At 34.8% G+C, this 24887-nt stretch carries 40 protein-coding genes; 38 read left to right on the forward strand and 2 right to left on the reverse strand.

The window, feature by feature from the left end:
- Nucleotides 1–3 precede the first annotated feature (3 nt).
- The 26 genes from rplW (at nt 4) to rplQ (ending at nt 12560) form a co-directional block, all read left to right on the forward strand.
- Nucleotides 4–294, forward strand: coding sequence for a 50S ribosomal protein L23 (gene rplW / locus PFY09_RS15100; protein ID WP_042720941.1), 291 nt, complete (start codon nt 4–6; stop codon nt 292–294).
- A 21-nt stretch (nt 295–315) separates the two neighbouring features.
- Entirely contained in the window at nt 316–1137 is an 822-nt protein-coding gene (gene rplB / locus PFY09_RS15105; protein WP_027381305.1) for a 50S ribosomal protein L2, read from the forward strand.
- Between the two features lie 2 nt (nt 1138–1139).
- Entirely contained in the window at nt 1140–1418 is a 279-nt protein-coding gene (gene rpsS / locus PFY09_RS15110; protein ID WP_002983209.1) for a 30S ribosomal protein S19, read from the forward strand.
- 2 nt (nt 1419–1420) lie between these two features.
- Nucleotides 1421–1819 (forward strand): 50S ribosomal protein L22, encoded by a 399-nt coding sequence (rplV, locus tag PFY09_RS15115; protein WP_050020604.1) that lies wholly within the window; start codon nt 1421–1423, stop codon nt 1817–1819.
- An 8-nt stretch (nt 1820–1827) separates the two neighbouring features.
- On the forward strand, nt 1828–2577 hold the full coding sequence (gene rpsC, locus PFY09_RS15120; RefSeq protein ID WP_076391858.1) for a 30S ribosomal protein S3: 750 nt from the start codon (nt 1828–1830) through the stop codon (nt 2575–2577).
- 97 nt (nt 2578–2674) lie between these two features.
- Nucleotides 2675–3100 carry a 50S ribosomal protein L16 gene (gene rplP, locus PFY09_RS15125; protein ID WP_072883926.1) on the forward strand — a complete coding sequence of 142 codons (426 nt, stop codon included), beginning with the start codon at nt 2675–2677 and terminating at the stop codon, nt 3098–3100.
- A gap of 12 nt (nt 3101–3112) precedes the next feature.
- Complete coding sequence (rpmC, locus tag PFY09_RS15130) at nt 3113–3298, forward strand: 50S ribosomal protein L29 (protein ID WP_027381309.1); 186 nt, start codon at nt 3113–3115, stop codon at nt 3296–3298.
- Nucleotides 3299–3310: 12 nt separating this feature from the next.
- Nucleotides 3311–3565, forward strand: coding sequence for a 30S ribosomal protein S17 (gene rpsQ, locus PFY09_RS15135; RefSeq protein WP_076391860.1), 255 nt, complete (start codon nt 3311–3313; stop codon nt 3563–3565).
- Between the two features lie 2 nt (nt 3566–3567).
- Entirely contained in the window at nt 3568–3936 is a 369-nt protein-coding gene (gene rplN, locus PFY09_RS15140) for a 50S ribosomal protein L14 (RefSeq protein WP_007839504.1), read from the forward strand.
- 19 nt (nt 3937–3955) lie between these two features.
- Nucleotides 3956–4282: a 50S ribosomal protein L24 gene (rplX, locus tag PFY09_RS15145; protein WP_076391862.1), complete on the forward strand. Its 327-nt coding sequence runs from the start codon at nt 3956–3958 to the stop codon at nt 4280–4282.
- A gap of 13 nt (nt 4283–4295) precedes the next feature.
- Nucleotides 4296–4847: a 50S ribosomal protein L5 gene (gene rplE, locus PFY09_RS15150; protein ID WP_072883928.1), complete on the forward strand. Its 552-nt coding sequence runs from the start codon at nt 4296–4298 to the stop codon at nt 4845–4847.
- Between the two features lie 3 nt (nt 4848–4850).
- Nucleotides 4851–5120 (forward strand): 30S ribosomal protein S14, encoded by a 270-nt coding sequence (gene rpsN / locus PFY09_RS15155; protein ID WP_029297771.1) that lies wholly within the window; start codon nt 4851–4853, stop codon nt 5118–5120.
- 145 nt (nt 5121–5265) lie between these two features.
- Entirely contained in the window at nt 5266–5664 is a 399-nt protein-coding gene (rpsH, locus tag PFY09_RS15160; protein ID WP_029297768.1) for a 30S ribosomal protein S8, read from the forward strand.
- 17 nt (nt 5665–5681) lie between these two features.
- On the forward strand, nt 5682–6227 hold the full coding sequence (gene rplF, locus PFY09_RS15165; protein WP_087707999.1) for a 50S ribosomal protein L6: 546 nt from the start codon (nt 5682–5684) through the stop codon (nt 6225–6227).
- Between the two features lie 15 nt (nt 6228–6242).
- Nucleotides 6243–6596: a 50S ribosomal protein L18 gene (gene rplR / locus PFY09_RS15170; protein ID WP_076391866.1), complete on the forward strand. Its 354-nt coding sequence runs from the start codon at nt 6243–6245 to the stop codon at nt 6594–6596.
- A 19-nt stretch (nt 6597–6615) separates the two neighbouring features.
- Nucleotides 6616–7137, forward strand: coding sequence for a 30S ribosomal protein S5 (rpsE, locus tag PFY09_RS15175; protein WP_047401284.1), 522 nt, complete (start codon nt 6616–6618; stop codon nt 7135–7137).
- 11 nt (nt 7138–7148) lie between these two features.
- Nucleotides 7149–7325 carry a 50S ribosomal protein L30 gene (gene rpmD / locus PFY09_RS15180; RefSeq protein ID WP_007839493.1) on the forward strand — a complete coding sequence of 59 codons (177 nt, stop codon included), beginning with the start codon at nt 7149–7151 and terminating at the stop codon, nt 7323–7325.
- A 19-nt stretch (nt 7326–7344) separates the two neighbouring features.
- The gene (gene rplO, locus PFY09_RS15185; protein ID WP_034678030.1) at nt 7345–7794 is read left to right on the forward strand and encodes a 50S ribosomal protein L15; all 450 of its coding nucleotides are present in this window, start codon (nt 7345–7347) and stop codon (nt 7792–7794) included.
- Nucleotides 7795–7803: 9 nt separating this feature from the next.
- Entirely contained in the window at nt 7804–9183 is a 1380-nt protein-coding gene (gene secY / locus PFY09_RS15190; protein WP_271160247.1) for a preprotein translocase subunit SecY, read from the forward strand.
- A 3-nt stretch (nt 9184–9186) separates the two neighbouring features.
- A complete protein-coding gene (infA, locus tag PFY09_RS15195; RefSeq protein ID WP_055861802.1) occupies nt 9187–9402 on the forward strand; it encodes a translation initiation factor IF-1 in 216 nt (71 codons plus the stop codon).
- A gap of 64 nt (nt 9403–9466) precedes the next feature.
- On the forward strand, nt 9467–9583 hold the full coding sequence (gene rpmJ, locus PFY09_RS15200; protein WP_007839480.1) for a 50S ribosomal protein L36: 117 nt from the start codon (nt 9467–9469) through the stop codon (nt 9581–9583).
- A gap of 9 nt (nt 9584–9592) precedes the next feature.
- Nucleotides 9593–9970, forward strand: a complete 378-nt coding sequence (gene rpsM, locus PFY09_RS15205) for a 30S ribosomal protein S13 (protein WP_076391870.1) — start codon at nt 9593–9595, stop codon at nt 9968–9970.
- A gap of 12 nt (nt 9971–9982) precedes the next feature.
- The gene (rpsK, locus tag PFY09_RS15210) at nt 9983–10372 is read left to right on the forward strand and encodes a 30S ribosomal protein S11 (RefSeq protein WP_002983263.1); all 390 of its coding nucleotides are present in this window, start codon (nt 9983–9985) and stop codon (nt 10370–10372) included.
- A gap of 19 nt (nt 10373–10391) precedes the next feature.
- A complete protein-coding gene (gene rpsD / locus PFY09_RS15215; protein ID WP_029297746.1) occupies nt 10392–11000 on the forward strand; it encodes a 30S ribosomal protein S4 in 609 nt (202 codons plus the stop codon).
- A gap of 33 nt (nt 11001–11033) precedes the next feature.
- Nucleotides 11034–12029 (forward strand): DNA-directed RNA polymerase subunit alpha, encoded by a 996-nt coding sequence (locus PFY09_RS15220; RefSeq protein ID WP_062162712.1) that lies wholly within the window; start codon nt 11034–11036, stop codon nt 12027–12029.
- 6 nt (nt 12030–12035) lie between these two features.
- On the forward strand, nt 12036–12560 hold the full coding sequence (gene rplQ / locus PFY09_RS15225) for a 50S ribosomal protein L17 (RefSeq protein WP_076391872.1): 525 nt from the start codon (nt 12036–12038) through the stop codon (nt 12558–12560).
- 57 nt (nt 12561–12617) lie between these two features.
- On the opposite strand, the gene PFY09_RS15230 is transcribed toward rplQ, so the two are convergent.
- The gene (locus tag PFY09_RS15230; protein WP_256038234.1) at nt 12618–13037 is read right to left on the reverse strand and encodes a hypothetical protein; all 420 of its coding nucleotides are present in this window, start codon (nt 13035–13037) and stop codon (nt 12618–12620) included.
- A 182-nt stretch (nt 13038–13219) separates the two neighbouring features.
- Here PFY09_RS15230 and PFY09_RS15235 point away from each other — a divergent pair, with 182 nt between their 5' ends.
- The 8 genes from PFY09_RS15235 to PFY09_RS15270 all read left to right on the forward strand — a co-directional run bounded on the left by PFY09_RS15235 (nt 13220) and on the right by PFY09_RS15270 (nt 21499).
- Nucleotides 13220–13852, forward strand: coding sequence for a response regulator (locus tag PFY09_RS15235; protein WP_087707992.1), 633 nt, complete (start codon nt 13220–13222; stop codon nt 13850–13852).
- Between the two features lie 5 nt (nt 13853–13857).
- On the forward strand, nt 13858–14595 hold the full coding sequence (locus tag PFY09_RS15240; protein ID WP_271160248.1) for a hypothetical protein: 738 nt from the start codon (nt 13858–13860) through the stop codon (nt 14593–14595).
- A 629-nt stretch (nt 14596–15224) separates the two neighbouring features.
- Entirely contained in the window at nt 15225–16004 is a 780-nt protein-coding gene (locus tag PFY09_RS15245) for a sensor histidine kinase (RefSeq protein WP_271160249.1), read from the forward strand.
- Nucleotides 16005–16197: 193 nt separating this feature from the next.
- Complete coding sequence (locus tag PFY09_RS15250; RefSeq protein WP_271160250.1) at nt 16198–16926, forward strand: YEATS-associated helix-containing protein; 729 nt, start codon at nt 16198–16200, stop codon at nt 16924–16926.
- Nucleotides 16927–16960: 34 nt separating this feature from the next.
- Complete coding sequence (locus PFY09_RS15255; RefSeq protein WP_214588347.1) at nt 16961–17452, forward strand: hypothetical protein; 492 nt, start codon at nt 16961–16963, stop codon at nt 17450–17452.
- An 11-nt stretch (nt 17453–17463) separates the two neighbouring features.
- A complete protein-coding gene (locus tag PFY09_RS15260; RefSeq protein WP_214588348.1) occupies nt 17464–18675 on the forward strand; it encodes a hypothetical protein in 1212 nt (403 codons plus the stop codon).
- 154 nt (nt 18676–18829) lie between these two features.
- Nucleotides 18830–20122 (forward strand): phosphopyruvate hydratase, encoded by a 1293-nt coding sequence (gene eno / locus PFY09_RS15265; RefSeq protein ID WP_271160251.1) that lies wholly within the window; start codon nt 18830–18832, stop codon nt 20120–20122.
- 90 nt (nt 20123–20212) lie between these two features.
- Nucleotides 20213–21499 (forward strand): citrate synthase, encoded by a 1287-nt coding sequence (locus PFY09_RS15270; protein ID WP_076391888.1) that lies wholly within the window; start codon nt 20213–20215, stop codon nt 21497–21499.
- A 139-nt stretch (nt 21500–21638) separates the two neighbouring features.
- On the opposite strand, the gene PFY09_RS15275 is transcribed toward PFY09_RS15270, so the two are convergent.
- On the reverse strand, nt 21639–21800 hold the full coding sequence (locus PFY09_RS15275) for a hypothetical protein (RefSeq protein WP_235133022.1): 162 nt from the start codon (nt 21798–21800) through the stop codon (nt 21639–21641).
- A 312-nt stretch (nt 21801–22112) separates the two neighbouring features.
- On the opposite strand from PFY09_RS15275, the gene PFY09_RS15280 reads away from it, so the two are divergent.
- From PFY09_RS15280 to PFY09_RS15295, 4 genes are all read left to right on the forward strand, one after another.
- A complete protein-coding gene (locus PFY09_RS15280; protein ID WP_076391890.1) occupies nt 22113–23027 on the forward strand; it encodes a dimethylarginine dimethylaminohydrolase family protein in 915 nt (304 codons plus the stop codon).
- A gap of 89 nt (nt 23028–23116) precedes the next feature.
- Complete coding sequence (locus PFY09_RS15285) at nt 23117–23512, forward strand: four helix bundle protein (RefSeq protein WP_271160252.1); 396 nt, start codon at nt 23117–23119, stop codon at nt 23510–23512.
- A gap of 65 nt (nt 23513–23577) precedes the next feature.
- Nucleotides 23578–24501: a citrulline utilization hydrolase CtlX gene (gene ctlX, locus PFY09_RS15290; protein ID WP_271160253.1), complete on the forward strand. Its 924-nt coding sequence runs from the start codon at nt 23578–23580 to the stop codon at nt 24499–24501.
- A 24-nt stretch (nt 24502–24525) separates the two neighbouring features.
- Complete coding sequence (locus PFY09_RS15295) at nt 24526–24885, forward strand: S-adenosylmethionine decarboxylase family protein (protein ID WP_271160254.1); 360 nt, start codon at nt 24526–24528, stop codon at nt 24883–24885.
- Nucleotides 24886–24887 lie beyond the last annotated feature (2 nt).

Below are 24887 nucleotides of genomic sequence, written 5' to 3' on the forward strand. Positions count from 1 at the left end.
ATCATGTCTATTATCATTAAACCAGTTATCTCAGAAAAGGCTAATTACCTTACAGATTTAAGAGGTTCTTATTCTTTCTTGGTAGATACTAAGGCGAATAAAATCCAGATTAAGAAAGCTGTAGAAGCGGCTTATGGTGTAAAAGTAGCAGACGTTAATACAATGATTTATGCTCCGAAGGTTTCTTCGAAATACACTAAAAAAGGTCTTCAAGTAGGAAAGACAAACAAATTGAAAAAAGCGGTAATCAAACTTGCTGAAGGTGAGGTTATCGATATTTTTGCTGTAAATTAATTATAATTATAAATAATAGTAATGTCTGTTAGAAAATTAAAACCTATCACCCCGGGACAGAGATTCAGAATTGTAAACAATTTTGAGGAAATTACTACTAACAAACCAGAGAAATCTCTAACAGTTGGTATTAAAAAGTCAGGTGGACGTAACCAAACAGGTAAAATGACCATGCGTTACACCGGAGGTGGACACAAAAAGAAATACAGAATTATTGACTTCAAAAGAAACAAAGCAAACGTTGAAGCAACTGTAAAATCTGTAGAATATGATCCAAACAGAACTGCATTTATCGCTTTATTAGAGTACGCAGACGGAGAGAAGAGATATATCATCGCTCCAAACGGTATCAAAGTAGACCAAAAAGTAGTTTCAGGTGAAAGCGTAGAACCAAATGTAGGTAACGCAATGAAATTGAAAAACATTCCATTGGGTACTGTAATTTCTTGTGTTGAAATGAAGCCTGGTCAAGGTGCTATTTTAGCAAGAAGTGCTGGTTCTTCAGCGCAATTAACTTCAAGAGACGGGAAATATGCAATCATTAAATTGCCTTCAGGAGAATCCAGAATGATCCTTACTGAATGTATGGCAATGATTGGATCTGTTTCCAACTCTGATCACCAATTAACTGTATCAGGTAAAGCTGGTAGAAGCAGATGGTTAGGTAGAAGACCAAGAACAAGAGCGGTCGTAATGAACCCTGTAGATCACCCAATGGGAGGTGGTGAAGGACGTTCTTCTGGAGGTCACCCAAGATCTAGAAACGGTAAACCGGCTAAAGGTTACAAAACTAGAAAGAAAAACAAAGTGTCTAACCGTTACATCGTATCTAAAAGAAAATAATTATGGCAAGATCACTTAAGAAAGGACCGTTCATTCATCATACTTTAGATAAGAAGGTTCAGGCAAATATAGAGTCTGGTAAGAAGACAGTTATCAAAACTTGGTCTAGAGCATCTATGATCTCTCCGGACTTCGTAGGACAAACTATTGCTGTACACAACGGGAAATCTTTTATCCCTGTTTATGTTACAGAAAACATGGTTGGTCACAAGTTAGGCGAATTTTCTCCAACAAGATCTTTCAGGGGTCATGGTGGTAACAAAAACAAAGGAAGCAGATAATCATGGGATCAAGAAAACAAGATAGCGCAATCGCAAGAAAAGAAGCTAACAAAGACGTTGTAAAAGCTTCATTAAATAACTGCCCATCTTCTCCGAGAAAAATGAGATTAGTTGCTGATATCATTAGAGGAGAGCAAGTAGATAAAGCTCTTTATATCCTTAAATATTCTAAGAAAGAAGCTTCTAACAAATTAGAAAAATTACTTCTTTCTGCAATTGCTAACTGGCAAGTGAAAAACGAAGGGGCAGACATCGAGGAAGCAAACCTTATCGTTAAAGAAATATTCGTGGATAGTGCAAGACAATTGAAGAGACTAAGACCAGCTCCGCAAGGTAGAGGGTACAGAATCAGAAAAAGATCTAACCACGTTACATTAATCTTAGGTAATAAAGAAAACTAAATCAAGGTATGGGACAGAAGACAAATCCAATTGGTAACAGATTAGGTATCATCAGAGGATGGGATTCTAACTGGTTTGGCGGAAACGATTATGGAGACAGAATCGCGGAAGACTACAAAATCAGAAGATACCTTGAAGCTAGATTATCTAAAGGTGGGATTTCAAGAATTTATATTGAAAGAACATTAAAATTAGTAACAGTTACAATTACTACTGCTAGACCGGGACTTATCATCGGTAAAGGAGGTCAGGAAGTTGATAAACTGAAAGAAGAGTTGAAAAAATTGACTAAAAAGGATATTCAGATCAACATCTTCGAAATCAAAAGACCTGAGCTGGATGCAGTATTAGTTGCAGACAGCATTGCTAAGCAGATTGAAAACAGAATCTCTTACAGAAGAGCTGTTAAAATGGCGATGGCAGGTACAATGAGAATGGGAGCAGAAGGTATCAAAGTTCAGATCTCTGGTAGATTGAACGGAGCTGAAATGGCAAGATCAGAATCTTTCAAAGAAGGAAGAATTCCATTGTCGACTTTCAGAGCAGATATCGATTACCACATCGGTGAAGCACTTACTCAGTACGGAAAACTAGGGGTAAAAGTTTGGATCATGAAAGGTGAAGTTTACGGTAAAAGAGAACTTTCTCCATTAGTGGGACAACAGAAAAAAGGAGGTCAGTCTGAAAGAGGAAACAGAGGAGGAGACAGAGACAACAGAAGACCTAGAAAAAACAACAACAATAACAATAATAATTAAAATTTTAGATTAGAAATTTTGAATTTTAAATTACCGTTACTTTTTTAAAATAAAAAAAATCTAAAATCTAAAATCTAAAATCTAAAATTTAGAAATTATGTTACAACCAAAAAGAACCAAGTTCCGTAGAGTACATAAGATGAAAATGAAGGGGAGTGCCCAGAGAGGTAGTCAACTTGCTTATGGAACTTTCGGAATCAAGGCGACAGAAGGTGCTTGGATCACTGCAAGACAAATTGAAGCTGCTCGTATCGCTGCGACAAGATATATGAAGAGAGAAGGTCAACTATGGATCAAAATCTTCCCGGATAAGCCAATTACTAAAAAACCTGCGGAAGTACGTATGGGTAAAGGTAAAGGTGCTGTGGAATATTGGGTAGCTGTAGTAAAACCAGGTAAAATTATGTTCGAAGTAGGAGGTGTTCCTTACGAAGTAGCGAAAGAAGCTCTTAGACTTGCGGCACAAAAATTACCAGTTGTTACTAAATTTGTAGTTGCTAACGATTTTGTTAAACCTCTTTAATCTTTGAATACAATGAAAAAAGCTGATATTAAAAATTTAAGCGCGGGTGATATTCAAGCTCAATTAACTGAAGCAAAAGCTCAATATTCTAAATTGAAATTGGCTCATGCAATCAGCCCAATTGAAAACCCGATCCAAATCAGAGATTTGAGAAAAACAATCGCTAGACTAAACACTGAGTTAACTAACAAACAATAATTTCATTTTAAAATGGATAGAAATTTAAGAAAAGAAAGAATCGGAGTGGTTTCCAGCAATAAAATGGAAAAAACTATTGTTGTTAGTGAAACTACGAGAGTAAAGCACCCGATGTACGGTAAATTCGTATTGAAAACGAAAAAATATACTGCACACGACGAGAACAACGAATGCACAGAAGGTGATACAGTTTTGATCCAAGAAACTAGACCTATGAGCAAGAACAAGAGATGGAGACTAGTAAGAATCATTGAAAAAGCTAAGTAATAATGTTACAAACAGAATCAAGATTAAAAGTTGCTGATAACACAGGTGCTAAAGAAGTATTGGTTATCAGAGTTCTGGGAGGAACCAGAAGAAGATATGCTTCAGTTGGTGATAAAATCGTTGTTACTATCAAAGATTCTACACCATCAGGAAACGCTAAAAAAGGTCAGGTATCTAAAGCTGTAGTAGTAAGAACTAAAAAAGCAGTAAGAAGAAAAGATGGTTCATACATCAAATTCGAAGACAATGCTTGTGTATTGCTAAACGCAGCGGGAGAAATGAGAGGAACTCGTGTTTTCGGACCAGTTGCTCGTGAGCTGAGAGACAAAGAATATATGAAAATCATTTCATTAGCTCCTGAAGTACTTTAATATTTAAAATTGTAAAAAAATGTCAAAGTTAAAAATAAAAAGAGGAGATAACGTAATCGTAACTACAGGTAAGAAAGGTCTTAAAGGTGGTACTGGTGAAGTTATTGAAGTGATCAAAAAAGAAGGAAGAGACCCAAGAGTAGTAGTTGCAGGACTTAATATCGTTAAAAAACACGTTAAGCCTTCAGCTTCAAATCCTCAAGGAGGAATCGTTGAAAGAGAAGCTTCTATTCATATCTCAAACGTAGCTTTAGTTGGAAAAGACGGAAAAGCTATCAAAGTAGGTTACAAAATCGAAGGAGATAAGAAAGTAAGAATCAACAAAAAAACGGGTGAAACTTTATAATTTTAAATAACACATGGAATATATAGCAAGACCCAAAAAAGCATATAAAGAAACGATTGTTCCTGCAATGATGGAAGAATTCGGATACAAGTCTGTAATGCAGGTACCTAGATTAGAGAAAATTGTTTTATCTCAAGGTTTAGGAGATGCTACAGCAGACAAAAAAATCATCGATTATGCTGTTGAAGAATTAACGAATATCACTGGTCAGAAGGCTGTAGGTACAATCTCTAAGAAAGATGAAGCTGCTTTCAAATTGAGAAAAGGAATGCCTGTAGGTGCTAAAGTTACTCTTAGAGCGAATAAAATGTATGAGTTCTTAGACAGATTAACTTCTTCTGCATTGCCAAGAATCAGAGATTTCTCTGGAATCAAGGCTGATGGTTTCGATGGTAGAGGGAACTACAACTTAGGGATCACTGAGCAGATCATCTTCCCTGAGATCGTAATCGACAAAGTGAAAAAAATCCAGGGGATGGACATCACTTTCGTTACTACTGCGAAAACAGATAAAGAAGCGAAAGCATTATTAACTCACTTCGGTTTACCATTTAAAAAGAACTAAGAAATGGCTAAAGAATCAATGAAAGCGCGTGAGCGCAAAAGAGAAGCACTAGTTGCTAAATACGCTGCTAAAAGACAGGCTCTTAAAGAAGCTGGTGATTACGAAGGACTTCAAAAATTGCCTAAAAATGCTTCTCCTGTAAGATTACACAACAGATGTAAACTAACAGGTAGACCAAGAGGATACATGAGAACGTTCGGTATTTCCAGAGTAACTTTCAGAGAAATGGCAAACAACGGTCTTATCCCGGGAGTTAAAAAAGCTAGTTGGTAATAATTACTAATTAAAAATCGGGACAATTAAGTTGTCTGGATACTAAAGATAAAAATATCAGACCGAGATTTCTGAGGTCTGATATTTTACTCTTCAAGTCCTTACAATACTGATTGTTCTTTAACCAATAATTTATAAAAGAAAAATGGTAACAGATCCAATTTCAGATTTCCTAACAAGAGTAAGGAACGCACAAAGCGCAGGCCACAAAGTGGTGGAAATTCCTGCATCGAAAATCAAAAAGGAGATTACTAAGATCTTATTCGATCAGGGGTATATCTTAAACTACAAGTTTGAAGATAGCGCTGTTCAGGGTACGATCAAAATCGCTTTAAAGTACGACAAACAAACCAACAAACCAGCTATCAAGTCTATCCAAAGAGCTTCTAGACCAGGTTTGAGACAGTACAAAGGTTCTACTGAACTTCCAAGAGTACTAAACGGTTTGGGTATTTCTATCATCTCTACTTCTAAAGGAGTAATGACTGACAAGAAAGCTAGAGAAGAAAAAGTAGGCGGTGAAGTAATCTGCTATGTTTATTAATTTTTAATCACAGGAAAATGTCAAGAATTGGTAAAGCAATTATAACAGTTCCAGCAGGAGTTACTATCACTGAAAAAGATGGTGTGGTAACTGTAAAAGGTCCTAAAGGAGAACTTTCTCAGGAACTTACAGCAGGAATTACTATAGAACAGAAAGATGGAGAACTGAATGTAAACAGACCATCTGATGCTAAACAACACAAAGCGCTTCACGGTTTATACAGAGCGTTAATCAACAACATGATTGTTGGTGTAAACACAGGTTTCGAAAAGAAACTGGAATTAGTAGGGGTAGGATACAGAGCTTCTCATGCAGGTCAAAAACTTGAGTTGGCTTTAGGATTCTCTCACGGTATCGTGCTTGAACTTCCAAACGAAGTAAAAGTAGATACATTGACTGAAAAAGGTAAAAACCCAATTATTACTTTAACGTCTCACGACAACCAACTTCTAGGGATGGTAGCTGCAAAGATCCGTTCTTTCAGAAAGCCTGAACCATACAAAGGTAAAGGGGTAAGATTCGTAGGAGAAATTGTTAGACGTAAAGCTGGTAAATCTGCTTAATAAATTATAAGTATTATGGCATTAAGTAAAGTAGAAAAAAGAATAAGAATCAAAAGAAGAGTAAGAGGAAAAATCTCCGGATCTTCTGAATTGCCAAGATTATCTGTATACAAAAGTAATAAGGAAATTTATGCTCAGTTAATCGACGATAACAGTGGAAAAACTTTAGCTTCTGCTTCTTCAAGAGAGAAAGGAGTTGACGCTAACGGAACTAAGACTGAAGTTTCTGCTGCTGTAGGTAAGGCTATCGCTGCCAAAGCTATCGCTGCAGGAATCGAAAATATTGTATTTGATAGAAACGGATTCGTATATCACGGGAGAATTAAAGCTCTAGCTGATGGTGCGAGAGAAGGTGGACTTAAATTCTAATCATTAAATTTCGGAAAATATGTTAGGACTAGATAATATAGAAAGAGTAAAACCGGGAGGATTAGAACTTAAAGATCGTCTCGTAGCTGTTAACAGAGTAACAAAAGTAACTAAAGGAGGTAGAGCTTTCGGATTCTCTGCTATCGTAGTTGTAGGTAACGAAGATGGAGTTATCGGTTACGGATTAGGAAAATCTAAAGAGGTTGCTTCTGCAATTGCTAAGGCAGTGGAAGACGCTAAGAAAAACCTTGTGAAAGTTCCTGTAATGAACCACACAATTCCTCACCAGACTACTGCTAGATACGGAGGTGCAGATATCTTCTTAAGACCTGCTTCTCATGGTACAGGACTTATCGCAGGAGGTGCGGTAAGAGCGGTACTTGAATCTGCTGGTATTCACGATATCCTTTCAAAATCTAAAGGATCTTCTAACCCTCACAACGTGGTGAAAGCTACTTTCAAAGCGTTATTGGATATCAGAAGACCTGAAGAAATCGCTAGAATGAGAGGAGTTTCTCTAAGTAAAGTGTTTAACGGTTAATATATAAAACAATGGCAACAATCAAAGTAAAGCAAGTAAGAAGCGCTATTGGAAGAACAAAAACCCAAAAGAGAACGCTTGAAGCATTAGGATTTAAGAAACTTCACCAAGTTGTAGAACACGAAGCTACTCCTTCTATCTTAGGAATGATAGCTGCAGTTAGTCACTTACTTGAAGTTCAAAAATAATTTTTAAAATAATTTTAAAATGAATTTAAACAACATAAAGCCAGCTGCAGGATCTACTTTCAATTCAAAAAGAATTGGTAGAGGACAAGGTAGTGGAAAAGGAGGTACTTCTACAAAAGGGCATAAAGGACAGAAAGCAAGAGCTGGTTATTCTCAGAAGATCGGTTTTGAAGGAGGTCAGATGCCTTTACAAAGAAGATTACCGAAATTCGGATTCAAAAACGTAAACAGAAAAGAGTTTAGAGGAATTAACCTGGATACAATCCAGACTTTAATTGAAAATAAATCTATCACTGGAGATATTACAAGAGAAGTAATGATTGAGAATGGTTTAATTACTAAAAACGAATTAGTGAAAATTATGGGTAGAGGAGAATTGAAATCTGCGGTTTCAATCTCTGCTGACAAATTCACTAAATCTGCTGAAGAGCTTATCGCTAAGGCAGGTGGAAAAGCAATTACCTTATAATAATCACTAATGAAAGAATTTATACAAACCCTCAAAAATATTTGGAGTCTTAAAGAACTTAGAGATAAAATTATCTTTACTTTAGGAATTATCCTTGTGTATAGATTCGCATCTTATATCTCATTACCTGCAATTAACCTTGCGGAAGTAGGAGATCTCTTAGAGCATTATAAAAATCAAGGCGGTAACAAGCAAGGAGCAGGTCTCCTTGGCTTGCTTTCGTCGTTTACGGGGGGAGCTTTTAGCCACGCTTCCGTAATGGCGTTAGGTATCATGCCTTATATTTCTGCTTCTATTATTGTTCAGTTGATGGGAATGGCTATTCCTTATCTTCAGAAGCTTCAGAAAGATGGAGAGTCTGGTAGAAATACTTTGAACCAGATCACAAGATGGTTAACAATCGGAGTTTGTCTTGTACAGGCGCCTTCTTATTTAACATCGATCACTCAGTTGTTTTTACCGTATGCTCAGTTCTCATCTGCATATTATGTAGAGCCAAATTCTATTATGTTCTGGTTGCCAAGTATTGTTATTTTGGTTGCCGGTTCAGTATTCGCAATGTGGTTAGGTGAAAAAATCACCGACAAAGGTATCGGGAACGGTATCTCTATCCTTATTATGGTGGGGATTCTTTCAAGATTACCGGAAGCATTCGTTCAGGAAATGGCAGTGCAGAACGGAAAAGGAGGAATGGGGTCTATCATGATCCTTATTGAAGTAATTTTCTGGATGTTGGTTGTTCTTTTAGCAGTAGTATTATCTGTTGCTGTAAGAAAAATCCCGATCCAGTACGTAAGCAGAGCTCAGGCAAGAGGAGGTGTAAACAGAAATCTTATGCAGGGAGCGAGACAGTGGATTCCATTGAAAGTTAATGCTGCTTATGTAATGCCGATTATCTTTGCTCAGGCATTGATGTTCGTACCGGGTTTATTAACGAAAGTAGATGAGTCCAATACTTTTCTTGCAGGTTTCAAGAATGTTTTTAGCTGGCAGTACAACGTATTGTTTGCGCTATTAATTATTATCTTCTCGTTTTTCTATACTGCAATTACAATTCCGGTGAACCAGATGGCTGATGATTTGAAGAGAAACGGAGGTTTAGTACCGAAAGTAAGACCGGGAAAAGAGACGGCTGATTATTTAGATGATATTTTATCAAAAATTACCTTGCCAGGTGCAATATTTTTGTCTATCTTTGCAATCCTTCCAGCAATTGTGCATGGAACCTTTGTTCAGACAGATGCGTTCGCCCTATTTTTCGGGGGAACATCACTATTGATTATGGTTGGAGTAATTTTAGATACCGTTCAACAGATTAATACTTATCTGCTGAACCATCACTATGATGGGTTAATGCAGTCTAAATTATCAAGAACGACTGGATATTAATTTATGGCGAAACAAAAACATATTGAACAAGACGGCGTTATTACGGAAGCACTTTCGAACGCTCAGTTCCGTGTAGAGCTTGAAAATGGGCATGTTCTCATCGCTCATATTTCTGGTAAAATGCGAATGCATTATATTAAACTTTTACCTGGTGATAAGGTGAAATTAGAAATGTCTCCCTATGATTTAACGAAAGGGAGAATTACATTTAGATATTAAAAACAATCTGCCAAATGGAGCGCGTGTTCCATTTGGCTATTGTTAAAAAATAAATACTATCAAAATGAAAGTAAGAGCATCAATTAAAAAAAGAAGCGCTGATTGCAAAATCGTACGCAGAAAAGGTGTACTATTCGTAATCAACAAAAAGAACCCAAAATTTAAACAAAGACAAGGCTAAAATTAAATTATGGCGAGAATTTCAGGTATTGATTTACCAAAAAACAAAAGAGGCGTTATCGGTTTAACTTACATCTACGGGGTGGGAAGAAGCACTGCTTCAGAAATCCTTAAAGCTGCCGGTATCAGCGAAGACAAGAAAGTCAACGAATGGAATGACGATGAATTGGCTGCAATCAGAACATACATCTCTGAAAACGTAAAAGTAGAAGGAGAATTAAGATCTGAAGTGCAATTGAACATTAAGAGATTAATGGACATAGGATGCCAACGAGGAATACGTCACAGACTTGGATTACCTTTAAGAGGCCAGAGAACGAAAAACAACTCTAGAACCCGTAAAGGAAAGAGAAAAACTGTTGCTAACAAGAAAAAAGCTAGTAAATAATCGTTAGGAATTATGGCAAAACAAACTAAAGTAGTTAAGAAAAGAAAAGTAAAAGTTGAAGCTATTGGTGAAGCTCATATTCAGGCTTCTTTCAATAACATCATCATTTCTTTAACAAATAAAAACGGAGAGGTTATCTCTTGGGCTTCTGCCGGTAAAATGGGTTTCAGAGGTTCTAAAAAGAATACTCCATTTGCTGCTCAGATGGCAGCTGAAAATTGCTCTGCTGTAGCTCACGAAGCTGGATTAAGAAGAGTAAAGGTGTTTGTGAAAGGTCCAGGGGCAGGTAGAGAATCTGCTATCAGATCCATCCACAATTCAGGAATTGAAGTTAGCGAAATCATTGATGTGACTCCTATGCCACACAATGGATGTAGACCACCAAAAAGAAGAAGAGTTTAATTTTTAGAATTTACCCATTATGGCAAGATATATTGGACCTAAAACTAAGATTGCTAGAAAGTTTGGTGCTGCAATCTACGGAGATGACAAAAACTTCGAGAAAAGAAAAAACCAACCGCCAGGACAACACGGTCCTAACAAAAGAAGAGGTGCTAAAAAATCTGAATACGCAGTTCAGTTAGCTGAAAAGCAAAAAGCTAAATATACTTACGGTATTTTAGAAAGACAGTTTGCTAACTTATTCGACAAAGCACACAGAAGTAAAGGGGTAACAGGTGAAGTTCTATTACAACTTTGCGAATCCAGATTGGATAACGTAGTATACAGATTAGGTTTTGCTAAAACAAGATCTGCTGCTAGACAGCTTGTTTCTCACAGACACATTACTGTGAACGGAGAGCTGGTAAATATTCCATCTTATTTGCTAAAAGCAGGTGATGTAATTGCGGTAAGAGAAAAGTCTAAGTCTCTTGAAGTGGTTACAAACGCATTAGCTTCTAAAGCAAATTATGAGTGGTTACAATTCAACGATGAGAAGAAAGAAGGTACTTTCGTTTCTGCTCCTGAGAGAATCCAAATTCCGGAAGACATCAAGGAACAGCTTATCGTCGAACTTTACTCTAAATAATTTTTTAATCAAATTTTTGCTCAACCCAATAATATGGCAATTTTACAATTCATAAAACCCGATAAAGTAATTTTACTTAACTCTGATGAATTTAGAGGTCAGTTTGAATTCAGACCACTAGAACCAGGTTTCGGGCTTACAATCGGTAATGCTTTGAGAAGAGTGTTGCTTTCTTCTCTGGAAGGATATGCTATTTCATCTATCAAAATAGAAGGTGTAGAGCACGAATTTTCAACTATTCCAGGAGTAATCGAAGACGTTACCGAAATTATTCTTAACCTTAAGCAAGTAAGATTAAAAGCTACGGCAGAAAACCAGTCTAATGAGCAGGTTGTTGCCAAAGTTTCGGGGCAGACGGTTATTACTGCTGGTGATTTAGGGAAGTCTGTCAACGGATTTGAGGTGCTAAACCCGGATTTGGTGATCTGCAACCTGAACAGTGATGTAACTTTCGAAATTACTTTCAATATAGAAAAAGGAAGAGGGTATGTTCCTTCTGAACAAAATAAGTCAAACAATGCACCGGTAGGTACTATTGCGATAGACTCTATTTTCACGCCAATCAAGAAAGTACAGTATAGCATTGAAAATTATCGTGTAGAGCAAAAAACAGACTACGAAAAACTTGTATTAGATATAGAAACTGACGGATCTATCAGTCCTCAGAATGCTTTAACAGAAGCTTCTAAGATATTAATTTATCACTTCATGCTGTTCTCAGATGAGAGAATCACGCTTGAAACGGAAGCCGTAAAAGCATCTATCCAATATGATGAGGAAACTCTTCATACAAGACAGCTCCTTAAGTCTAAATTAGCAGATATGGATCTTTCCGTAAGAGCCCTTAACTGTCTGAAAGCGGCTGAAGTGGAAACTCTTGGAGAATTGGTTTCTTACAGTAAGTCTGATTTGATGAAATTCAGAAATTTTGGTAAAAAATCTTTGACAGAACTAGAAGAATTAGTGCATTCAAAAGGTCTTAACTTCGGTTTCGACGTTGCAAAATATAAGTTAGACGCTGATAAATAATTAATAATGAGACACGGTAAAAAATTCAATCACTTAGGAAGAACAGCTTCTCACAGAAGTGCTATGCTTTCTAATATGGCTTGTTCTCTAATTGAGCATAAAAGAATCAACACTACTGTTGCTAAAGCTAAAGCTTTGAGAGTATATGTTGAGCCTCTATTAACAAAAGCAAAAGAAGATACTACACACAACAGAAGAATTGTTTTTTCATATCTTCAAAATAAAGAAGCAGTTGCTGAATTATTCAGAACTGTAGCTCCAAAAATCGCTGAGAGAAACGGTGGTTATACAAGAATCATCAAGACAGGATTCAGACCAGGTGATGCTGCTGATACTGCTCTTATCGAATTGGTAGACTTCAATGAGCTTTACAATCCAAATGCGGAAGAGAAAAAAGCGACAAGAAGAAGCAGAAGATCTGCAACAGCTAAGAAAGAAGCTGTAGTAGCGGAAGCTCCTGTAGTAGAAGAAAAAGCTGCTGAGCCAACGGCTGAAGCTGCAGATTCTACTGAAGAAAAAACTGAAGAATAATATTCATCAGATATAAAAAGAAAAACCGTTCAGATTGCTGAACGGTTTTTTTATGTGTTATATTTTAGTTTTTACAAGCTGTATGATGTTGTTCCCTTGATCCAGAATTAAGCTGTCCCTTTTCACGGTAGCCTTCATATCCATTTTTTCGTAAGTTGTTTCATTTCCTTTGGATTCTACTTTATTTAAAATGAAAGTTTTATTATTACTTCTTATGCTCATTGTCTTTTCTTCATAATTAAAAACCACTTTTGCGAGGCTTCCGTCAGTGGCTTTGTATACATAATCTGTTTTTATACTTTTCTTGCCGTTAATATCCGTATCGTAACTTATCGTAGAGTCTACTTTGCCGTTATCTGCCAATATAGCTCCCGAATCGGAGGCTTTTAAAACATTTTTATTCCCTTCTTCACTTTTTTTGCAGCTTATCAGCGACAGAGAAAGCGCTGAAACGGCGATGAAAAGTACATTTTTCATGATGTTAATTTTTTAAGGTATTGATTGTTAAATATTTTCGTTTGTAAAATAATTTTTACTAAATTTAGTAAAAACAAAAACTAAACCAAATAGCCATGAACTCAAACTCTGAATATTACACAAAAGGGTAATTGACTCTGTTTTGTTTTCTGTTGAAATTTGTCTTAAACAAAATTACCGACATGAGCATTTCCATAGCCATAGTAGAAGACGAAAAAAACTACAACAATGCGTTGAAGAAAGTCATCAATTATCAGGATGACATGAAAGTCGTTGCGCAGTTTTTTGATGGAAATGAAGCTTTAAAAAATCTTTCTGACCTTTCTCCGGATGTGGTGATGATGGATATTCAGCTACAGGATATGCTCGGTATTGAAATTATCGAAAAGCTTAGGAAGGGATTGCCGCAAACACAGTTTATCATGTGTACCAGTTTTGAAGATGACGAAAAAGTCTTCAATTCTTTAAAAGCCGGTGCAATGGGCTACCTTGTAAAAGGCGAGAGCATGGATAAAATACTTTCCTCAATAAGAGATGTATACAACGGCGGTGCTCCGATGAGTTTCTCGATTGCCCGAAAAGTTCTCAGCCATTTTGAAAGAAAACTCCCCGAAATAAAAGGCTATGATGAACTTACGGAAAGAGAAAAAGAAGTATTGGAACTTTTATCTCAAGGTCTTCTTTACAAAGAAATCGCCGATAAAAAATTCATCAGCATTGATACCGTAAAAAAACACGTCGGAAACATTTACAGAAAACTCCACGTCAACAACAAAGTGGAGGCAATTAATAAATTTAACCATTTTAAAAACTAAGAATTATGGAAAACCTGGAGAGAAATCTGAGTTGTGAGGAAATTAAGCTAAACTTAATTCAGGAGATATGTAATAAAAGTTGTGAAACAATTTTGAGAGAGAGGGATTTAAAAGATAATTTTTTTAAATTTTATGAAAAGAGAATTAATTATGCAAAAATGTCTTTTTTAAGTAAATCTTCAATAAGTAAACATCCTAAAAATATGTATGACATATATAAAATGTTATATGATTCTGATCCACAAAATCCGTCAGCTCTTACAAAGGTTTTTTGCATCAAGGCGAGCGAATTAAATTATAAAAATGGCTTAATAATTCATTTGGCATTTTTTGAAGGTAAATTTGAATTAATTTTTGAAGATGAGCTTGAAAAAAAATATTATACAATACTTGATATAAGTAATCTTAAAGAAATAAATGATAATGATTTTAGACAATGTATAGCAAATTATGAAGTGAATCTAGGGACATATACAGACAGAATCTTAGAAACGATTTCTTTTGGAAAGTATAAAAATAATACAAGAATTATTAATATACCATTTAATGGAAATTTTGATTTTGAACCAATAACTCCGAATACATATATAGAATTTTATCCAGCCGTAAGCGCAAATTATAATTTAAGGTTTTCATTAATGATTAGACTAATTGATATGGATAATTCTTCACAAATTCCTTCAGATTCTAATTTTCAAGATATTTATTACGACGATTTTTGTTTGAAACCTCCTGGATGTTAATATGCATGAATTTTATTTATTTATAACTTTTCTTTGTCTTGCTTTTTCTTTTAAAAATGAATTGGCAAGACAAAGATTTCTTTATTTATATTTTTTTGTAGTTTTCATGTCAGAACTTCTCATATTTACAAAAGTTTTTGACGGAAATATTTATAAATACACGAAAGTTTATTATATTTTATTTTTTATATTTTATTTTAAAGAACTTTTTAAATTAAGATATAATAGATATATTTTTTTATTTATAATCATTATTAGTGTATTTATAAGAGATATTATTGGAAGCGAAAATTTATTACCTGTTACACAAAGTTTCGTTTATGTTTTTCTAAGTTTGGGATGGATGATTCAACAAATTAAAAACCCTAACGAAATTTCAATCTATAATAAACAGGAGTTTTGGTTCTGTTCTGGACTACTATTATGGAGTAATATATTTCTCATGAGGATTATCCCATCATTATTTTTTGCTGAAAAAGACAGTGTTTTTTTTTATGGTATAAATTGTTTTTATCAAGGGGTTACAATTTTTTGTTATATATTTTTCCTCAAAGGCATTTTTTGCAATAAAAGTAGTTATTCTAAATACACTTTAAAATAAAACTAATAACTCACTTATTAAATTTAGAATGAATTATTTGGATAAAATAAAGCTTACCTACGTTATTGCAGTAATTGTGATGATGTTATTCATAGCGTTCATTATTTTTGTTGTTTTGATGTATAATCGTAAGCAACTCCTTTATTTAAAGGAAAAACAGCTAAATGCTGAACACCAAAACCAGCTCCTCCAAAAAGAACTTGAAAAACAAAAATCCATAGAAGCAGAACGGGAAAGAATTTCCCACGATATGCACGATGATCTCGGTGCAGGAATTTCAGCACTAAAACTTCAGGCTGAGTTTTTAAAACAACGGGCAGAAAATGACGATCTGAAAAATGACATTGATGAACTCCTGAAAACCTCTGAAGAAATGAATCTTTCCATGCGGGAAATGCTATGGAGCCTCAATTCAGGAAACGATACTTTGGGAAACTTCATCGATTATTCAAAGATGTATGCACAAAATTTTTTGAAAAAAACAAAGATTCTCCTGCTCACTGAAAGCGAAGACGTTGTTTTGGAAACGATAATCACCACAGAACAGAGACGAAATTTATTTCTATGTTTAAAAGAAGCCCTGAACAATGCTTACAAACACAGCCAGTCCAATCAGATTAAATTGTCATTCATCCAGAAAGACAAAGAATTCATGATGAAAATCTCCGACAACGGAATAGGAATTAACCACGAAAAATCAGAAGGAAACGGACTCCGAAATATGAAACGGAGAATGCAGGAACAAAACGGACACTGCGAAGTCACTACAGAAAACGGAACACATCTGTTTTTCAGAATCGATTTATAAGAAATTTTAAATATTAAACACAGGCAGCATCATTTTATGGTGCTGTTTTTATTTTAAATCACCCTTTTGTGTAATTGACAGAGATTTGTTTTTAAAGGAACTTTGATGAACAACTTAAAAATTAATAGCCATGAAAACTTTAAATGAAAAAAAACAAATGTAGATTACTATTCTGATACTTTGTGTATTTGTTATGGGGAGTCTGTACATATATTATTATGGAGGAAGAAGTTGTGAATCAAAAGTTTTTATTGCAAAGAAAGGGCTAATTGAAAAACAAGATTCTTTGGATTTAGCCAAAATTTCAAATTTGCTTAAAACTCAAAACACAAAAATTTTAGAGCTGAAGAAAGATTCCACAAACGCAAATCTTAAAACTTTACTGGAAGAAAATTTCAAAGTCAATTATGATGAATACAAAGCTCTTCAAAATAAAAAAAATGAGGACATTTTAAAATATATGAAGGTTGTTTTCGGAAATAATACCCCTTTATTAGTATGTGTAATTATTATTGTTTGTGGCATATTGGGTGGTTATGCAAGTAATTTTTATACCTATCTGAAAGATATTTTAGAAACAACAAAAAAATTGGTAGATAAAGCAGAAACTATTACCGAAGCAACGAATGACAGTAACCAGATTGGAGAAGAGCTGAAGAAAGTGAATGCTCAGTTAGAAGATTTGAAGAAAGACATAAACAATGAAAATAAAACGATTATAGCAAGTATTCTTTTTGGAATTATAGCATCATTTTTTTCCATTTTAATATTAAAAGCAGGAGACAGTAATATCTTAAAATTTGAAACTTATATGGATTATTTTGTTTTCACATGCTATTGCTTATTATCTGCATTATTTGCCAAAAAAATTATTGAAGCAATAATTAATACGGTTATAAAAAAATATCAAAATAATGGCTAATTAAAAAATTAGAATAACCTTAAAACTAATAATCATGAAAACAAAAAAAAATCAATCAGTAAGAATTTTAAATGCTCAAACACAGCTCCTTAATTATAAGATTATGGAAATGAATATGACAAATAATTCTTTATTAAGCTCCACAGAAAAAGACAGTAACTATGTAGTGACTAAAAATCTTCTTTTACCAAATGATAATTCTCAGGTTACTGTTTCAATCTATTTTGGTGGTGAAAATCAATTTGGTTCTGCAAAGATTAAAATTTTAAGAACTAATGAGCCTGTTAAATTTATAAAATCATCTACCGACAATATTATATTAGGGATTTGTAGTGATTTAATTGGAAATGTACTTTGTATTGCAGCAGATATAACAGATTCTAATCAAGTTCCTGAAAATAATAACACTGTTTTAACGGTTAAAATAATGCAACAAAATAGAGTTCTTTATGATGATAAGCATACTGTAGATGTTGGAAATGAGGGGGCTACAGCAAGCTTTACATATTATTTGACATTTTATTAAAATCAAAAATTATGAAAACAATAAAACTCAGTGTTCTTCTAATTTTACTCTTGTTTTCTCATTTGTGTTTTAGTCAAGATGATGATGAGATAAATTTAGATGTTTTACGTGCGCAGGCATCTCCAGGCGCAAACTTATTAGGCATAGCAAATTCAGACATTGAAAAACCTACAGATTTAAAAAGTTTGATGATTTCTCTAAGACAAGGATCAGACAATTTTTCTAATTTACCAGCGGCATTTGCTGTAGATGTAGCACCGTTTAAGTTGAATGGCAAGTATCAAAATTTAATTGATAATTCAAAATTTAATGAAACTTTTAAACAAAGCTTTATAATTTCATTTGGTTTTAAAAATTTGAAAGAAGATGAAGATGCAAATATTGAGGAGAAGTCAAAAATGGGTATTGGAACAAAATTCTCCATAGTAAGGGGGGATTTTAATAAAGAAACTGAAGATATCTTATCTGAAATATATAAATATCATTTAATTAAACAAAAAAGAATTGAGTTTATAGAAAATGATGCAGATTTATTGAGGTATTATAATGAAAAAATGATTCTATTACAAAAATTGAAAAATATTAGAGATACAAAAGGTCTAGAATATCTAGAGACAGATGCTAAGATTACCGAAATAACTATTAATGAAGGTAAACGCATTTCATATTTAGAAGAAAAACATAATATAGAGAATATACAGTTAGATAATAAAATCAGAAAAGATATTGAAAATCTTAAATTAGAACGCTATGGTTTTTTTCTGGATATATCAATGGGAACAGTTTTAGATTTTAATAATAATAAATTTAATAATTCAAAAGTTACAAAAGTAGGAGGTTGGGTTACAGGTGGATATAATTGGGAGAAACATTCTTCAACATTGATTTTTATGGGAAGATATTTATACAATCCGGATTCTCCATTAGCAAATCTAGCACTGAAAAAAGAAAATCTTCATACTTTAGATATGGGATCAAGATTAGTGTTAAAACTACTTGATGAGAAATTCCTAATGAGTGGAGAGTGTATGTATAGGAGTATTCTAAATAAATCTGACTTTGAATCTTCATGGAAATATCTTCTTAATTTTGAATACGAATTGGCAAAAAACCAACGACTTACATTTTCATTCGGTAAAAATTTTGATGGTGAATATGAAAAGAAAGGAAATTTAATTGTTGCTTTGAATCTAATAGTTGGCTTGGGTAAAATTAAATTATAGAATAAAGTAGAGATGATTTTATTTGATGATCAATATTTTATAAATAATTAAAATTAACTAAAATTTAACTCACAATAACCCCATAAATTCCCATTCATTTGCTTTAAAAAGTTAAAAATTGATTAAATTTGTCTGAACTATAAAAAAACGAACAATGAGTTACATTTCTTACATAGAAGCGAGACAAATTTTGGATTCAAGAGGAAATCCTACAGTTGAAGTAGATGTATTCACGGAAAGTGGTGCGATGGGACGCGCTGCAGTACCTTCCGGAGCTTCTACAGGAGAACATGAAGCGGTGGAATTGCGCGACGGCGGTTCAGAATATATGGGGAAAGGAGTTCTTAAAGCGGTTGAGAATGTAAGAGAAGTGATTGCGCCCGAGTTGGTAGGTCTTCCTGTATACGATCAGAATCTTATTGACCAGATTATGATCGATCTTGACGGAACCAATAATAAAGGAAATCTTGGAGCAAATGCAATTCTTGGTGTTTCTTTGGCAGCAGCTAAAGCAGCAGCAGCAGAACTAAAAATGCCTTTGTATAAATATGTTGGCGGTGTCAATGCAAACACACTTCCTGTTCCGATGATGAACGTGATTAACGGAGGTTCTCACTCCGATGCGCCGATTGCATTTCAGGAATTTATGATCATGCCGGTAAAAGCAGATTCTTTCTCTCACGCATTGAGAAAAGGAACGGAAATTTTCCACAATCTTAAATCCATTCTTCACTCAAGAGGTTTGTCTACTGCGGTAGGTGATGAAGGAGGTTTTGCACCAACTTTCAAAGGAACAGAAGATGCTTTGGATACTTTACTTCAGGCTATTGAAAAAGCAGGGTACAAGCCGGGTGACGATATTATGTTGGCTCTTGACTGTGCTGCTTCCGAATTCTACAAAGACGGAATCTACGATTACAGAAAATTCCAGACGCCGGATGCCGCTCAGTTCTCAAGCAGCGAGCAGGTTTCTTACCTTGCTGAATTGGCAGCGAAATATCCGATCATTTCAATTGAAGACGGAATGCAGGAAAATGACTGGGAAGGCTGGAAAATGTTAACCGATAAAATCGGAGGCAGAGTACAATTGGTAGGAGACGATTTATTCGTAACCAATGTTGAAAGACTATCAAGAGGAGTAAAAGAAGGAATTGCAAACTCAATCTTGGTAAAAGTAAACCAGATCGGATCCCTTTCTGAAACAATGGCAGCGGTTCAAATGGCACAGAACAACAGATTCACTTCTGTAATGTCTCACAGATCAGGAGAAACTGAAGACTCTACAATCGCAGATTTGGCAGTAGCAATGAATTGCGGACAGATTAAAACAGGATCGGCTTCAAGATCAGACAGAATGGCGAAATACAACCAGCTGTTGAGAATTGAAGAAGCTCTTGGCGAAACTGCAGTTTTCCCGGGCTTAGAAGCTTTTAAAATCAAAAGATAATTAATCGAATTTATAAATAACGGCAAGCGAAATTTTTAGTTTGCCGTATTTTGTAATAAGTAGTATATTTAGAAAAAAATAAATTAAATAATGTCAGACAACAAGGTAATATTGAATTACGACGGTAATTCATATGAATATCCAATTGTGGATAGTACTATCGGAGACAGAGGAATCGATATTTCAAAATTAAGAGACCAGACAGGTCTAATCACTCTTGATTTAGGGTATAAGAACACCGGAGCTACACTTAGTGACATCACTTACTTAGACGGAGACAAAGGAGAATTATTCTACAGAGGTTATCCGATCGAGCAGATCGCTGAGAAATCCAACTTCACAGAAGTAATGTACCTTTTATTACACGGGGAATTGCCTTCTCAGGATCAGTACAATTCTTTCGAATCAAACATTAAAAAATATAATTTCGTAGCAGAGGAGATGAAAAAGATCATGGATGCTTTCCCTCGTTCTGCTCACCCAATGGGAGTTTTATCTTCTTTAACTTCTGCGTTAACAGCGTTTAATCCAAAAGCGGTTAATGTAAACTCTAAAGAAGAAATGGATCATGCTGCAGAATTGTTAATTGCAAAATTCTCTCACCTTTGCGCATGGACGTACAGAAAAACTCAGGGATTGCCTCTTAATCACGGAGACAACAGCCTGAACTATGTAGAAAACTTCTACAAAATGGCTTTCAGAATGCCAAATCAGGAATTTGAAATCGATCCTGTCGTAGTAGGTGCTTTAGATAAATTATTAATTCTTCACGCAGATCACGAGCAAAACTGTTCTACTTCTACAGTAAGAATGGTAGGTTCTGCGCATACAGGTCTTTTCGCTTCAGTTTCTGCTGGGGTTTCTGCACTTTGGGGACCACTTCACGGTGGAGCAAACCAGGCGGTTATCGAAATGCTTGAACTGATTGAGAAAGATGGAGGAGATGTATCTAAATACATTGCGAAAGCTAAAGATAAAAACGATAACTTCCGTTTAATGGGATTCGGACACAGAGTATACAAAAACTTCGATCCTAGAGCAAAAATCATCAAGAAAGCTGCTGATGATATTCTTAATGCATTAGGAATTCAGGATAAAGCGCTTGATATTGCAATGCAGTTGGAAAGAGTAGCTCTTGAAGACGAATACTTCGTAGAAAGAAAACTATATCCAAACGTAGATTTCTATTCAGGAATTATTTACAGAGCATTAGGAATTCCTACAGAAATGTTCACCGTAATGTTCGCTTTAGGAAGATTACCGGGATGGATTTCTCAGTGGAAAGAAATGAGACTGAAAGGAGATCCGATCGGAAGACCAAGACAGGTTTATCAAGGGGCTCCAAAAAGAGACTATATCGATATGGTTAACAGATAATCAATATCTTACTATAAACAAAAATCCTGAAGCTTGCTTTGGGATTTTTTTTATTTAATATAAATGAATATACGCTTCTTTTTAAAGGGCATAAAAAATAAAACCTGCTTCAAAAGCAGGCTTTAAGTCTAATTTTCTGTTATGGACATTGACATCTGTCGCAAGTCCAGAGTGTACATTTTCCTGTTTCAAAATCATATTCGCAGCAGCGTCTTGCAGCAGATGCTCCTCCGATAATTGATTTTTGTTCTTCTCTGCCTAATTTTTGTGCTTTTAAAAGCACGGCTTTTTTTGTGTTCATGATGTTTTTGGTGTTTGATTGTTAATGTTTTATGTTTTAATTTCTACAAAAATTATATCACTAAGGTAGGAATTTTAATTAAAACTTTTTACATTTTATCAAAAAATAATTCATAACCAATTATTGTGAATAAAATTATCTGATAAAATCGCTTATTTAAGTGAATAAATGCTTTAGTCTATCAATCTGCTGAAGTAAAAAACTGTAAGAAGATTATTTCATAGATTTATATTGCGCAGATCGCCTAAAAACAGGACAAAAGTTTCCCAGATTCAGTCCTTTACTTATATTTGTAGCATTGCATAAATCTTTATGAAGCTAAATATAAAAAACGAAACGGGCAGGCTGAAATCAGTGGTTTTAGGACAACCCAATTCAATGGGAGCAGTTCCTACATTAGAGGAAAGTTATGATGCAAAATCGTATCATTCTATCGAAAATAACATCTATCCGAAAGAATCGGATATCATCCATGAAATGAACGCTTTTGAAGCGGTTTTAAAAAAATATGACGTAGAAGTTCTTCGTCCGGACATCATTGCAGATTACAATCAGGTTTTTGCAAGAGACGTCGCCTTTGTAATCGATGATAAAATGATCATTTCCAATGTTATTGCAGACCGCGCAGACGAACAGGAAGCTTATAAAACGGTTTTTGAAAAAGTGGCGTGGAGAAAAATAATTAATCTTCCGGAAACAGCACACATTGAAGGTGGAGATGTTATTGTCTGGGACGATTTTCTGTTCATCGGAACATGTTTCAGTGAAGATTACAGAAGTTATAAAACGGCAAGAACCAACGAATACGCCATCGAAATTCTGAAAGAATACTTTCCTAAAAAAAGAATCATCGATCTGGAACTGAAAAAGAACGACAGAATACCGTACGAAGGAATTTTACATCTGGATTGTACATTCAACCCCATTGGAAAAGATAAATGTATTATTTACAAAGACGGATTTGTAGACGAGAGCGATTACCGCCTGATTATTGATATTTTCGGTGAAGAAAACTGTTTCCACGTTACAGCGGAGGAAATGTTTGAAATGTTCCCGAATATTTTTTCAATCTCTCCGGAAATCGTAGTTTCCGATAAAGCATTCACCAGAATGAATAATCACCTCAGAAACGAATGGGGAATGACCGTTGAAGAAATTCCGTACCGTGAGATTTCTAAAATGGGAGGACTTTTACGTTGCTCGACAATGCCGCTTGTTAGAGAGTAGTTGAGTTTGAGAGTCTGAGTGTTTTAGAGTTAGGGAGTTTTGGGGCTGAGTTGTTGTTATTTTTTTTTATTTTAGTATAAAATACAAAGATGTCAACAATTAAATTTCACCAAGATTTAAAGGTGTTTCAAAAGTCAGTAGAATTTGCGATGATAATTTTTGAACTCACAAAATCTTTTCCTAAAGAAGAACTCTACTCTCTTACAGATCAAATAAGGCGTTCATCACGATCCGTTTCGGCAAATATCAGCGAGGCTTGGGGGAAAAGAAAGTATGAAAAATCTTTCGTCGCAAAGCTTACAGATTCGGAAGGAGAAGCAAGAGAAACCCAAACATGGCTCTTGTACGCATGGAAATGCAAATATATAAATGAAGAACAGTTTATTAGTTTAAATAAACAATACAATCAAATAATCGGGATGTTGGTAAATATGATGAGTCAGTCTGGAAAATGGTGTTCGTTTTCACAAAATAAGAATGAGTAGTAATTTTACACTAAAACACTAAAACACTCAGACTCTCAAACCCAAAACACCCTCAAACCCAAAGTATGCAGACAACAGATACAGTACTAATGATAGAGCCGATTGCATTCGGATTTAATGCAGAAACGGCAAAGAACAATTATTTTCAGGTAGAGCAGAAAGGTTTCGATACCCAGTTCAAAGCTTTGTCTGAATTTAAAGCTTTTGTTGAAAAATTAAGAAGCAAAGGAATTAACGTCATCACAGTAAAAGATACATTAGATCCACACACTCCGGATTCAATTTTCCCGAACAACTGGGTAAGTTTTCACAAAGACGGAAAAGTAGTTTTATATCCGATGTTTGCTTCCAACAGAAGAGTGGAAAGAAGGGACGATATCATCGAAATCATTAAAGAACAAGGATTTGAAGTCGCTGAAATCGACGACTGGTCTTTTCCGGAAACACAGGGACATTTTTTGGAAGGAACAGGAAGCATGATCTTCGATCACGATAACAAAATTGCTTACGGTTCGGTTTCTTTAAGACTGGATGAAAACCTGTTCAGAGAATTTTGCGAAAAGTACGGTTTTACGCCGGTTGTTTTCCATTCATTCCAAACCGTTGGAGAAGAAAGACTTCCGATTTACCACACCAACGTGATGATGTGTGTAGCAGATAAATTTGTGGTAATCTGTCTGGATTGTATAGATGATGAACTCGAAAGAAGCAAAGTCATTGAAACCATTAAAAACTCAGGAAAAGAAATCATTGAAATTTCTGAAGAGCAGATGCAGCAGTTTGCCGGAAATATGCTTCAGGTAAGTAATAAAGACGGACAGAAATTTTTGGTAATGAGTGAAACCGCTTATAAATCCTTACATCAGGATCAAGTTTCAGCAATTGAAAAGTATTGTGAGATTATCTATTCAGATTTAAATACAATTGAAGTAAACGGAGGCGGAAGCGCACGTTGTATGCTTGCAGAAGTTTTCTTACCAAAAAAATAATATATTTGCTGAAAATACATTGAATTGGAATCATTAACCAGCAAAGGTTTACATATTCTTCTGACTTTGGAAACGGAGTCAGAAGCTTTGTTAATAGACGGTGACGGTTTCTTGGCATTTACCGAAAATATGCTCGCAACAAAAGACGTGGAAATTGTAGGAATTACCAGTCATATTTTTGAAAATAAAAGCTTTACTTCCGCGGTTTGCCTTAAAGAATCCCACCTTTGTATTCATACGTGGCCGGAATTTAAACAACTCACTTTTGATGTTTTTCTCTGTAATTATCTGCAGGATAACACAGAAAAAGTTGAAAAAATTGCAGATGAAGTAATAGAATATTTTAAAGCTAAAACCATTCAGAAACACAAAATTTACAGATAAAA

Origin of the sequence: Chryseobacterium gambrini (genome assembly GCF_027920505.1) — a bacterium.
Taxonomy (GTDB): domain Bacteria; phylum Bacteroidota; class Bacteroidia; order Flavobacteriales; family Weeksellaceae; genus Chryseobacterium; species Chryseobacterium gambrini.